Origin of the sequence: Rhodoferax ferrireducens, assembly GCF_049302455.1 — a bacterium.
In the GTDB taxonomy this organism is placed as follows: Bacteria; Pseudomonadota; Gammaproteobacteria; order Burkholderiales; family Burkholderiaceae_C; genus Rhodoferax; species Rhodoferax ferrireducens_B.
Map to the genome: position 1 here is coordinate 1 of NZ_JBAQMD010000010.1, position 12,260 is coordinate 12,260.

At 57.9% G+C, this 12,260-nt stretch carries 12 protein-coding genes; 1 reads left to right on the top strand and 11 read right to left on the bottom strand.

The features are described 5' to 3' along the window. The 8 genes from WA157_RS01065 to WA157_RS01100 form a co-directional block, all read right to left on the bottom strand. On the bottom strand, positions 1 to 418 hold a 418-nt coding region (locus WA157_RS01065), incomplete at its 3' end, for a 4Fe-4S binding protein (protein WP_422619184.1). A gap of 42 nt (positions 419 to 460) precedes the next feature. Then, a complete protein-coding gene (ccoP, locus tag WA157_RS01070; protein WP_422619185.1) occupies positions 461 to 1,378 on the bottom strand; it encodes a cytochrome-c oxidase, cbb3-type subunit III in 918 nt (305 codons plus the stop codon). Then, positions 1,375 to 1,551 carry a cbb3-type cytochrome oxidase subunit 3 gene (locus tag WA157_RS01075; protein ID WP_422619186.1) on the bottom strand — a complete coding sequence of 59 codons (177 nt, stop codon included), beginning with the start codon at positions 1,549 to 1,551 and terminating at the stop codon, positions 1,375 to 1,377. Before WA157_RS01075 ends, ccoP begins: the two co-directional genes overlap by 4 nt. 16 nt (positions 1,552 to 1,567) lie before the next feature. Continuing rightward, positions 1,568 to 2,194 (bottom strand): cytochrome-c oxidase, cbb3-type subunit II, encoded by a 627-nt coding sequence (gene ccoO, locus WA157_RS01080; RefSeq protein WP_422619187.1) that lies wholly within the window; start codon positions 2,192 to 2,194, stop codon positions 1,568 to 1,570. 13 nt (positions 2,195 to 2,207) lie between these two features. Continuing rightward, the gene (gene ccoN, locus WA157_RS01085) at positions 2,208 to 3,644 is read right to left on the bottom strand and encodes a cytochrome-c oxidase, cbb3-type subunit I (RefSeq protein WP_422619188.1); all 1,437 of its coding nucleotides are present in this window, start codon (positions 3,642 to 3,644) and stop codon (positions 2,208 to 2,210) included. A 107-nt stretch (positions 3,645 to 3,751) separates the two neighbouring features. Continuing rightward, positions 3,752 to 3,889 (bottom strand): cbb3-type cytochrome oxidase assembly protein CcoS, encoded by a 138-nt coding sequence (gene ccoS, locus WA157_RS01090; protein ID WP_422619189.1) that lies wholly within the window; start codon positions 3,887 to 3,889, stop codon positions 3,752 to 3,754. A gap of 436 nt (positions 3,890 to 4,325) precedes the next feature. Next, positions 4,326 to 5,789, bottom strand: coding sequence for a PAS domain S-box protein (locus WA157_RS01095; protein WP_422619190.1), 1,464 nt, complete (start codon positions 5,787 to 5,789; stop codon positions 4,326 to 4,328). A gap of 156 nt (positions 5,790 to 5,945) precedes the next feature. Next, on the bottom strand, positions 5,946 to 8,333 hold the full coding sequence (locus WA157_RS01100; RefSeq protein ID WP_422619191.1) for a heavy metal translocating P-type ATPase: 2,388 nt from the start codon (positions 8,331 to 8,333) through the stop codon (positions 5,946 to 5,948). 105 nt (positions 8,334 to 8,438) lie between these two features. On the opposite strand from WA157_RS01100, the gene WA157_RS01105 reads away from it, so the two are divergent. Beyond that, complete coding sequence (locus tag WA157_RS01105; protein ID WP_422619192.1) at positions 8,439 to 8,882, top strand: universal stress protein; 444 nt, start codon at positions 8,439 to 8,441, stop codon at positions 8,880 to 8,882. On the opposite strand, the gene WA157_RS01110 is transcribed toward WA157_RS01105, so the two are convergent. The 3 genes from WA157_RS01110 to lgt all read right to left on the bottom strand — a co-directional run bounded on the left by WA157_RS01110 (position 8,874) and on the right by lgt (position 12,190). Then, a complete protein-coding gene (locus WA157_RS01110; RefSeq protein WP_422619193.1) occupies positions 8,874 to 10,409 on the bottom strand; it encodes a malonate--CoA ligase in 1,536 nt (511 codons plus the stop codon). The genes WA157_RS01105 and WA157_RS01110 overlap by 9 nt on opposite strands. Positions 10,410 to 10,456: 47 nt before the next feature. After that, on the bottom strand, positions 10,457 to 11,275 hold the full coding sequence (locus tag WA157_RS01115) for an enoyl-CoA hydratase/isomerase family protein (RefSeq protein WP_422619194.1): 819 nt from the start codon (positions 11,273 to 11,275) through the stop codon (positions 10,457 to 10,459). A 96-nt stretch (positions 11,276 to 11,371) separates the two neighbouring features. Then, entirely contained in the window at positions 11,372 to 12,190 is an 819-nt protein-coding gene (gene lgt, locus WA157_RS01120) for a prolipoprotein diacylglyceryl transferase (RefSeq protein ID WP_422619195.1), read from the bottom strand. Positions 12,191 to 12,260: the final 70 nt, after the last annotated feature.

The following is a 12,260-nucleotide window of genomic DNA, read 5'->3' on the forward strand; positions in this document are numbered from 1 at the left end:
TTTCGGTGTAGACCGTCTGTGGACAGGCGTAGCCACACCACAGGCGCCCGGCCACTGCCGTAAAGAGAAACAGCGACAGGGCCGAGATGACCAGAATACCGGTGAGGTAGATGAAGTCCTGCGGGTACAGCACCAGGCCAAAGATGTAGAAGCGCCTGGAAGCCAGGTCAAACAGGACCGCCTGGCGCTGGCCCCACTCCAGCCAGGGCAGACCGTAAAAGATGATCTGGGTCAGCCAGACCATGCCCCATCGCCAGTTGGAGAACAGGCCCGAGACACTGCGCGGGTAAATCGTCTGGTGCGAGGCGTACAGGGAGAGTATGCCGTCATCCGCCGGCTCGGGCGGATGCGGCGGCTCAAAGCCTTCTTGGTGAACGATGGGGATGACCTTGTAATTGCCGAATGCCTTATTGTTCAACAGCGTACTTTCCGAGTGGCTACCAGACTAATCATATAGAGCTTACTGAGCGGCGATACCGCCCTTATTGGAAAGCCCCCAAACATAAGAAGCCAACACGTGAACCTGAGCCTCTGTCAACTTATCAGCCTGGGCGGGCATCTGGTTTGTCTTGCCCTCATTGACCATGGCGACAATGGCCGCCTCGCCATAGCCGTGCAACCAAATATTGTCTGTCAAGTTGGCTGAACCAAGGGCCTGATTACCCTTACCGTCCATACCGTGACAAGCGGCGCAGACAGCAAATTTTTCCTTACCGAGGGCCGCCTGAACAGAATCGTGTGGGCTACCAGACAGGCTCAACACATACTGTGCCAGGTTCTTGACATCTTGTGCCGTACCGACCGCCGCTGCCATCGGTGGCATCACGGTAATACGACCCTTGGTGATGTCGGCTTTGATAATCTCTGGCGTGCCGCCGCCCAACCAATCGTTGTCAGTCAAGTTCGGAAAACCCTTGTTGCCGCGAGCATCAGAGCCGTGGCACTGGGCGCAGTTGTTCATGAACAAACGCTCACCAATAGCCATGGCCTGTGCATCTTTGGCCACGTCTTCGGGTTTCATGGCTGAAAATTTGGCATACAAGGGTGCGACCTCGGCATTGCCTTTATCGACCTCCGCCTGGTGTTGCCCGACGGACGTCCAGCCCAACTTGCCACCATAAGTGCCTAGCCCTGGGTACAACGCCAGATAGACGAAGGAAAAAACAATCGTGATGACAAACAACCAGGCCCACCAGCGCGGCAGGGGGTTGTTCATCTCCCGCAAATCGCCATCCCACACATGCCCGGTAGTGTTATCGCTGGCCGACATGCCTGTGGACTTGCCGGTCATTATCAGCAGCAGCAAGCAGGCCACGATACTGACGATGGTGATTCCGGCGACATATATCGACCAGAAATTGCTTGTAAAGTCGCTCATCTTTTATCCTCTTCTTTTATTGCAGTTCGCCAGTCTTGTTCAAAGGGTAGGTTCGCGGCTTCCTCGAAATCAGCAGCATTTCGGCGGGAGTAAGCCCACACAATGATGCCAATAAACGTGATGAAGCTAACCACCGTGGCCATCGAACGAAGGGTATTGATATCGAGTTCCATACAAAATATCTCCCGTTTATTTGACCAAGGTTCCCAAAACCTGCAAATAGGCAATGACGGCTTCGATTTCTTTCTTGCCTCTCAACTCTTCCGATGACTTGGCTATTTGCTCATCGGTATAAGGCACGCCGACGTTCCGCAATGCTTTCATGTGCGCCGGCATCGAATCTGCATCTACAGAGTCTCTGAGAAGCCATGGATAAGCAGGCATATTCGATTCAGGCACCAAATCCCGCGGATTGTTCAGGTGCGTTGTGTGCCACTTATCGCTGTACTTGCCACCGACGCGATGCAGATCAGGGCCCGTGCGCTTGCTGCCCCACTGAAATGGATGGTCGTAGACAAATTCGCCCGCTACGGAATAGTGGCCGTAACGCAGGGTCTCGGCGCGGAACGGTCGAATCATTTGCGAGTGGCAGTTGTAACAACCCTCTCGGGTGTAAATGTCACGCCCCGCCAACTGGAGTGCCGTGTAAGGTTGCAGACCCTTGACCGGCTCAGTCGTGGACTTCTGGAAAAACAGCGGAACAATTTCCACCAAGCCACCCACCAGCAACACCAGCAAGATCAAAACGATCATCAGGAAGTTGTTGGTTTCGATTCTTTCGTGCGACAGTGCGCCGCTTGCCTTGTTGTTTGCCATGGTATTTTCCTTTTCAAGCGTGGGCAACAGCGGCCGGAATGGTCACGGTGACGGAACGCCCCTTGGTCGCCGTCTTGAATGTGTTCCAGAGCATGACCAGCATGCCGCCGAGGTACAAAAGGCCTCCCAGCAAACGCAGCACATAGAACGGGAACGTGGCCTTGACGGATTCCACAAAAGAGTAGGTCAAGGTACCATCGGGGTTGATCGAGCGCCACATCAAGCCCTGCATCACACCGGCAATCCACATGGCCGCGATATAGATCACGATTCCAATCGTCGCGGTCCAGAAATGCACCTCAATCGCCTTCACGCTGTACATCTGTTTCTGGCCAAACAGACGCGGGATCAGGTAATACATGGAGCCCATGGTCACCAGTCCGACCCAACCCAGCGCCCCTGAGTGCACGTGACCCACGGTCCAGTCGGTGTAGTGCGACAAGGCATTGACGGTCTTGATCGACATCATCGGACCTTCAAAGGTCGACATCCCATAAAACGACAGCGACACAATCAGGAAACGCAGAATAGGGTCATCACGCAGTTTGTGCCAGGCACCCGACAAGGTCATAATGCCGTTGATCATGCCACCCCAGCTTGGCGCCAGCAAAATCAGGGAAAACACCATCCCCACCGATTGCGTCCAGTCTGGCAGCGCGGTGTAGTGCAGATGGTGCGGGCCTGCCCACATATAAGTGAAGATCAGCGCCCAAAAGTGAACAATAGACAGGCGGTATGAATACACCGGCCGCTCAGCCTGCTTGGGAATGAAGTAATACATCATGCCCAGGAAGCCTGCCGTCAAAAAGAAACCAACTGCGTTGTGGCCATACCACCACTGCACCATGGCATCCTGCACACCCGCATATGCTGAGTAGGACTTCAGGTAGCCAGCGGGAATGGCTGCACTATTAACCAAATGCAGCAAAGCCACGGCAAGAATGAAAGCGCCAAAAAACCAGTTCGCCACATAAATATGACGAACTTTTCGGGTTCCAATCGTGCCAAAAAACACGATTGCGTAGGAAACCCAGACCACCGTAATCAGGATGTCAATTGGCCATTCCAGTTCTGCATATTCTTTGCCCTGGGTAAACCCCAATGGCAGAGAAACAACAGCGGAAAGAATAACCAGTTGCCAGGCCCAAAAAGTAAAAGAGGCCAGACCACCCGCAAACAGACGAACCTGGCAGGTTCGCTGCACAACATAATAGGACGCGGCAAACAAACCACAGCCACCAAAGGCAAAAATCACCGCATTGGTGTGCAACGGGCGCAAACGACCGTAGCTAAGCCAGGAAATACCAAGGTTCAACTCCGGCCAAGCCAACTGGGCTGCAATGATCACGCCCACCAGCATGCCGATCACACCCCATATCACCGTCATGACAGCAAACTGCCTGACAACCTTATCGTCGTAGGTAGTTGCTAGCGTATTTGAAAATGCCATATTCACCTCTTCTCAGTTTGTTTTACATTCGTTTCTTACGGTTCGTCACGTTGTCTCGCCACTTACCAGTCGATCTTATGAACCCTGTCAAATTCTTACAAAAATATTCATGACTCCTTGAGAATTCTCTCACCTTCAGACTCAATATCCTCAAATTGACCACGGTAAATAGCCCACCACAGTCCGGCGAGAATGAAAAATATGAGAATCACGGACAACGGAATCAGCAAGTACAGTACGTCCATCAAGTTCTCACTATGCCTATCCAACAAGCTTGACCAGGTGCCGGCGCTCTTGATCAACTCTGGAAATAACGGTCTTGAACCCGTCTCGCCATTCGATCACGAACGGGGTTTTCTTGACGCTTGTTTCTGCAATCATCGGAAAAATTTCGCTGTTAGAAGTGTAAATTATCCAAGGGAACATCCAAGACAGCCAATCGGTGAAGTTGCACATCAAATCTGCCTTTGAAGCCTGGGCGTTTCAACGCCAGGTCTGACAATGCGATTGATTCGATGGCCCTTGATGGGCAGGCTTGGTACATGGCAAGTACTGTACGCCTCAAACCACACTGTGAAAATACCTTGGATACGGTATTTTGATACCTACATGAAGGTAAACGGGCCGTCGCGATACGGGCAAGCGCTTCATCGAACCAGCAAGCGCCGGGCGCCACCGCTTCTATTCTGAACCCAGCTTGCTCTGCATCGCATAGCGTGTCAGCTCGGCAACAGTGTGCAAATCGAGTTTACCCATCAGATCGCGTCGGTGGGTCACCACGGTGGCAGGCGAGATTTGCAATTTCTCGGCGATTTGCGCGGATGTGCACCCCATAGCGACAAGCTCAAGGACCTGACGTTGACGGGCGCTGATGCGCGCCGACCTGTCCGATTCACCTGATCGTTCTCGCTCAACAAGTGCAGGCGGCTTGCTGACCTCACGCATCAGCGACTCAATGCGCCGCAGCAACTCAGAACCCTCCTGATTGAGACGCTTGTTGTCGCTGATATCGAGCTGCGTACCGGCGGCACGCAAGGGTCCCCCATCGGTGTCGCGGACCACCACCTTGCCCCGTTCCAACACCCAGACCCAATGGCCGTCTTTGTGGCGCATCCGGTGTTCAGATTCATAAGCGCGCGTTTCGCCGCTCAGGTGTGCGTCCCGCGCGGCACAGACCAGTGGCCAATCCTTCGGGTGCACCAGCTTCTCCAGGCTGCGGATGTTGGGTTCGATCTCATCCTGGCCGTAGCCCAGCATGGCACACCAGCGCGCACTGGTCGCAAACTCGCCGCTGCCGACATGCCAGTCCCACAGACCCAGGCCGGAGCCGGCCAGCGCCAACTCCAGCTGCTGGTCGCTTTTTTGAATCAGCAACTCGGCGGCCTTGCGTTCGGTGATGTCTTGCTTGATGGCAACAAAGTTACGAATCGAACCGTCACCCGCAGTCACTGGCGCAATCGCCATGGCCTCGTCATACAGAGTGCCGTCCTTGCGCCGGTTGATGAGTTCGCCGCGCCAGACCTGCCCCGACAGGATGGTCGCCCACATGTGCCGGTAAAACGCGCAATCATGCTTGCCGGAACTCACCAATTGGCTCGGATTGCAGCCGAGCGCCTCCTCAACGCCATAGCCGGTCATCTGAGTGAAGGCCAGGTTGGCCCACTCGATTTTCCCCTGGATGTCGGTGATCACAATGCCATTCGCAGCCGAATCCAGGGCAACTTCAAACAGTCGCAAACGCGACTCAAGCTTCGCGCGCACCAGCGCGTTGCGCATGCTGCGCCCCAAGGCTTTGTAATCAAACTGGCCTCTGATCAAATAGTCCTGCGCACCGGCCTCGAGGGCGGCAATGGCAAAGTTGTCGTCATCAACACCGTTCAGCACAATGATGGGCACATTGGGTAAGGCAGCGTTCATCGCCACCACGGTGGACATCCCGGATGAATCAGGCAAGGAAGTCTTGAGCAGAATGACATCGGGCCTGACGTGGCGCGCTTGCGCAATGCCTTGCGCCAGAGACTTTGCCCATATCAGGGGAGGCTCATGGTCGTCTCGGCAGAAGCCCGCTTGTTGCAGACAGGATTTGATGAAACAAAAGTCGCCCAACGCATCCTCCACCACGAGGATGGTTGTCGCTTGAGCCATGGCATTGCCAGCCCGGTCTCCAGTCGCTACGGATGATGAAAAATTCAAAATGTCCTTTGCCGATGTCGGATCAACCATTCGCCTGAAGCTGATCAGGATTATGGTTTGAAGTTTTGTGAAGCATGACCGCAGAACCCGCGCTCACGTCGTATGTCGTCATTGTTCATCCGCCAAGTCATGATAGCGCAGGGGTGTTTTTGCTGGCTCAACACTATGGGATAACCGCAAGGCGTTGAGCACGACCAACAAGGAACTCATGCCCATACCCAGACCCGCCAGCCAGGCTGGCATCCACCCCACCATGGCCAGCGGCACACACACCGCGTTGTAACCGGCCGCCCACCAGAGATTTTGCCGCACCACACGCAGGGTACGACGAGCCAGACTCAGCGCTTGCGCCACCGCACCGATTTGATCACCCAGCACCACAAAGTCCGCCTGCGCCTGCGCCAATGGTACCGCCTGCCCAAAGGCGAACGACACATGGGCGCCGGCCAGTACCGGGCCATCATTAAGACCATCCCCCACGACGGCCACCCTGTGCCCCTGTTGTTGGGCAATACGCAAGAAATCGAGCTTGTCCTGCGGGGAACAGGCGCCCTTGAACGCTGTGATGCCAACCTGGGCAGCCACCCTGGCCGCCGCCGACAGACTATCGCCCGACAACAGGTGCACTGCGATGCCCGCACCCTGAAGTGCCTCCACCGTCGCCACTGCATCGGAGCGCAGATGTTCATGGAATTCAAAAGTCGCCAGCCAGCCCTGCGCGTCGCTCAGGCAGGCCTGCAAGGTGTCTGGCCGGGCCATCTCAACACTACAGAAGTCAGCAGAACCCAGCCGCAGCTCAATCGGTGCACCACCTGCGCTGTCAGACCGAACCCGGCCCGACACCCCGGCGCCGGCCAACTCGCGCACGCCTTCGGCCTGCCACGGCGCAGAGCTTGCGGCCTCGCCCGCCGCCAGCACCAAGGCCCGCGAGACCGGGTGCAGTGAATAGTGTGCCAAGGCCGCCGCCATGGTCAGCGCCTGCTCCGGGGCGACGCCCGCTCTTGTCTGAACGTCCCCCAACACCATGGCATCGTGCGTCAAGGTGCCCGTTTTATCAAACACCACCGTGTCAATCGCCGCCAGCGCCTCAAAGGCCTCCAGTCGACGTACCAGCACGCCTCGTCGCGCCAAGGTGCCCGCTGCCGCCAACATGGCAGCCGGCGTTGCCAATGACAGGGCACAAGGGCAGGTCACAACCAGCACCGCCACCGCCACCATCAGCGCATGGCCCGGTCCCCGCCCCCACCAGAAAGCACCAGCCAGACTCGCGGCCAACAGGACCGCCAACAAAAAAGGCTTGGCAATGCGATCCGCCAGGCGCGCGATCGGTGGCTTGGTCGTTGACGCGCTTTCCATCAGCGCCACAATCTGGGCAAAACGGGTTTGATCGCCGAGTCGCTCGACCCGAACCTGAACCACGGTTGAGAGGTTATGGCTGCCGGCAATCACCGTCGCGCCAACGCCACGCGCGACCGGACGCGACTCGCCCGTGAGCAAGGCCTCATCGACCATCGTCTCGCCTTGCAGCACCACACCATCAGCCGGAAAAGTCTCGCCCGGCAGGACTCGCATGACGTCGCCCGCCACCAGGCGACGCACCGGCACACGTTCATAGGTTCCGTTCCCAACCCGGCGCGCCACGCTGTCGGGCAAGCGGTTCATCAACACTTCCAGCGCGCCGGCCGTTCGGTCTCGCAGGCGCAACTCCAGCCAGCGGCCAGACAACAGAAAGAAAACAAACATGGTGAGCGAGTCGAAATAGACCTCGCGACCAAAGATGCCCAGCGGCTCAAACGTGCCAGCGGTGCTGACGGCAAAAGTAATCAGCATGCCCAAGGCGACCGGCAAATCCATGCTGATGCGGCGATGCAACACGTCGCGCATGGCACTGCCAAAGAACGGCCCGCAGGAGAACAGGACCACCGGCAGCGTCAACACCCAGGACGCCCAACGCAGCAGTTGCTCCATTTCGGCCGTCAAATCACCGGGCTCTGCGACGTAGGCCGGGAAGGCGTACATCATCACCTGCATCATGCACAGCCCAGCCACCAGCAGGCGCCAAAGCGCCTTGCGTGCTTCGTTTTTTCGGCGCTCGCGGGCAAACGCATCGTTGGCCGGCACAGCACGGTAACCGGCCGCTTGCACGGCACCCATCCAGTCCGACGGGCGCACCGCATCGGCCGACCAGACAACGCGCGCACGATGGCTGCCAGCACTGACGTCGGCCGTCACCACGCCCGGCACACCCAGCAACGCATCTTCAAGCGTCAAGGCACAGGCCGCGCAGTGCATGCCTTCAATCAGGATGTTGGACTCCCAATAATTTGCGCGCTTGACATCAGGGCGACTGAAGGCCGACCACTCCTGCGGGTCATCCAGCAGCCGCAGCCTCTCTACAGCCGCATCAGAGCCTGGCGCTTGGGCTGGACTGCTGTCATCTGGATTGATCGGGACAGGTGGCGCCGCGACGGCGACGGCCGGAATGGCAATTGACATGAGTTCCAAGAGTTGCCGACAAGGCGCGCATTTTACTTGACGACCATCAAAACAACAGCGAACGAGCGGTGTAAGCTGCGTGTCTTTAGCCCCCAGGAACAAACCATGTACAAAAAAATTCTTGTCGCCACCGATGGTTCCACCTTGTCAAAAAAAGCGGTCAGTAGCGCGATTGAATTGGCGGCGCTGTGCGAGGCCGAATTGGTGGCCATGAAAGTCATCCCGCGTTACCCGCAAAGCTACTTTGAGGGTGGTCTGGCTTTGCAGGCAGCCGAGGTTAGCCGGGTTGAAAAACAGTGGGCTGAAGACGGCCAGGCCGTTGTCGACGCGGTACAGCAAGCCGCGCTGGCCAAAGGTGTCAAAACCAAAGTCATCACGGTCAAGTCGGACCTGGTATCGGACGCCATCATTGCCGCGGCCAAAAAACACAAATGCGATTTGATCGTCATGGCGTCACACGGCCGCCGTGGCATCAAGCGCATGCTGCTGGGCAGCGAAACCCAGCTGGTGTTGACGCACTCCCATGTGCCGGTGCTGGTGCTACGCTGAATACTGCTCGCGCAACACGTTTTTTTGCACCTTGCCCATGCTGTTGCGCGGCAGGGCATCGACCACAAAGCACTGCTTGGGCACCTTGAAATTTGCCAAGGTCGCTTTCAGGCTGGCAAGAATCCTGGCGGACTCTACCGCCACACCCGGTTTGGCCACCACCACGGCCACGCCAACCTCGCCAAAGTCAGCGTGGGGAACACCAACCACGGCGCTCTCGGCCACGCCCGGCATCTCGTTGATATAGCCCTCAACCTCCGCCGGATACACGTTGTAGCCGCCGCTGATGACCAGGTCTTTGCTGCGCCCCACAATCGTCACATAGCCCTGCGCGTCGATTTTGCCGACATCGCCGGTTTTGAAGTAACCATCCAAGGTGAATTCTTCGGCGGTCTTTTCTGGCATATGCCAGTAGCCCTTGAACACGTTAGGTCCCTTGACCTCGATGTTGCCGATTTCCCCTACCACCACATTCTCGCCAGCGTCATCCTGCACCCGCAGGCTGACACCCGGCAAGGGGAAACCGACGGTGCCACCGCGGCGCTCGCCTTCCGATTCGCGGTACGGGTTGGACGTGATCATGGCGGTCTCGCTCATGCCGTAGCGCTCCAGAATGGTGTGGCCGGTGCGGTCCTGCCAGGCCTTGAAAGTCTCAATCAACAAGGGGGCGGAGCCGGAAATGAAGAGCCGAATGTGACGCGCCACTTCCCGGGTCAGGCCCGGTTCGGCCAGCAAACGCACATAAAGCGTGGGCACGCCCATGAACACAGTGGCTTCAGGCAGCTTCTTGATCACCGTTTTGGGATCAAACTGATTGAGCCAGATCATCTGGCTGCCGCTCAGCAGCGCGCCGTGAATCGCCACAAACAGGCCATGCACATGAAAGATCGGCAAGGCATGCAGCAACACATCGCGGCCCTCCTCGGCGCTGCGCCAGCCCCAGTAACTTTTCAGCACCTGGGCGTTGCTGAGCAAATTGCCGTGCGTCAACATGGCACCTTTGGAGCGGCCGGTGGTGCCGCTGGTGTAAATGATGGCCGCCAGCTCATCGGCTTGCTTGAGCGCCACCTCGTGCTGATCGGGCTGGGCGGCGGCGCGCGCCAGCAGCGAGCCGGTGCGATTCTCGTTGAGCGTGAAGACATGCTGAGTGCCCGCCTTGAACGCCAGTTGGCTGATCCAGCCAAAATTTTGAGCCGTACACACCACCACGGCGGGTTCCGCGTTGCCAATGAAATACGCCATCTCGGCGCTTTGGTAGGCGGTGTTGAGCGGCAAAAAAACAAACCCGGCGCGCAAGGTCGCCAGATACAGCAGCAGCGCCTCGACCGATTTTTCCACCTGCACCGCAATGCGGGCACCTGCGGGCAAGTCGAGCGAGCCGAGCAGGTTGGCCAGCATGGCCGTCGCGCGCTCCAGGTCGCGCCACGAGTACAGCAGGCCGCTGTCGGTCTCAATCGCCAGCGCGTCCAGGTCTGGAGGGAATGCTGCGCGCAAGGCAGCAAAAAGATTGGCATTACTTTGATTCATGACGTTTGGGGTCCACATATCCGGACGAATTTTCGGGTTTGACACCTTCAAAACACCGGCTTTCGCTTTTCCAGAAAGGCGGTGATGCCTTCACGGTGCTCGGCGCTGGCGGCATAAGCGTAGGCATTGGCGCCGCCAGTTGCTATCGAATTAGTAGCATCTTGCACCCTATTGACGGGGGCTAACGCCTTATTTAATGCTCTGAATGTCTGTTTATTCAGCCGCGCCGCCTGCGGTGCCAGGGCAGCCATGCGCAGTGTGATCGCTTGGGCCTGTGCCGCCAGTGCCTCATCTGACAGCACCTGGCTGAGAAAGCCTGCGGACTTCATGTCCGCCGCTTCGAGAATCTCTGCGGCCAGCAGCATCTGGCGCGCCACGGTCAGCCCCACTTCACGCGCCACCAGGGCGGCTTCACGCGGCGCCATCGGAAAGCCCAGCCGGGCAATCGGCGCGCCAAATTGGGCGCTGGCAGCGGCCAGCCGGATATCGCAACAACTGGCGATCTCAACCCCCGCACCCATGCAGTTGCCCGCAATTTGCGCCACGATCGGCACGTCGCAGTCCAGCATGGACTGCAAGCCACCCCAGACGTCGCTCTCGTGAAAATCGCGCAAACTGGCTTCCTGAAACCGGAAATCAGCGTACTCGGAGATATCACCACCCGCGCAGAAATGCGCGCCCTCCCCCGCCACCAGTACACACCGCAAGTCAGGGCTGCGCTGAATGCGCTCAAAAACAGCACGCAAGTCGCGCCACATGGCACGCGACATGGCATTGAATTTGGGCATGTTGGCAATCGTGACCAGCGCCACTGCGTCCCGGTGCTCGCAGTGAACATGGCCACGCTGCGCCACTTTAGAACTCATAACGATCTGCTTTCAGAATGAAACCAAGCTTTTTCAACCAACACATTTGCTATTATATAAATAGCTGTTGACGCTTATTCCACGCGGGCTAGAGCCCTAATTTGTATGAATTATTGACGAGCGCCGGGCCCACCACCACAATCCCACACCGCCAACAATCATGGGCAGGCACAGCCATTGCCCCATGCTCATGCCGAGCGACAGAATGCCAAGAAACGCATCCGGTTCGCGGAAAAACTCGGCGATGAAGCGAAACACGCCATAGCCCACCAAAAAGGCCGCCGCCACTTGACCCTGTTTGTGCTCCTTGCGAGCGTACAGCCACAGCAGCACGAACAACAGCAGCCCTTCGCCCAAGAACTGATACACCTGCGACGGGTGCCGTGGCAAGTCGCCCGCGCCCCTGAAAACCATGCCCCAGGGCAAATCCGGGCTGCTCAGACGCCCCCACAGTTCGCCGTTGATAAAGTTGCCCACCCGCCCCGCCGCCAGGCCCGTGGGCACACACGGCGCCACAAAATCAGCCACCTGCAGCCAGGGTTTGGCGCGTGAATGGGCAAACCAGATCATCGCGGCAATGACGCCCAGCATGCCGCCGTGAAAGCTCATGCCGCCTTGCCAGACGGCAAAAACCTCCAGCGGGTGCGCCAGATAGTAGAGCGGCTTGTAAAACAGGCAGTAGCCGATGCGCCCGCCCAGCACGACACCCATCACACCCATGAACAGAATGTCTTCCACGTCTTTGCGCGACCAGGCACCAGCCCCTGTGATGGAAGCAAACGGCTCATGCCGCAGGCGCCGGATACCCAAAAACATGAACAAGCCAAAAGCGGCCAGATAGGTCAGACCATACCAATGAACGGCCAGCGGCCCGAGTTGTACGGCAATGGGATTTATTTGAGGATGGATCAGCATGGATAGTCAGGGTGAAGCAGGCGATGCAGCCGATGGGCCGGCGGCGGCGGGCTGCCTGGGGACGCGGGAG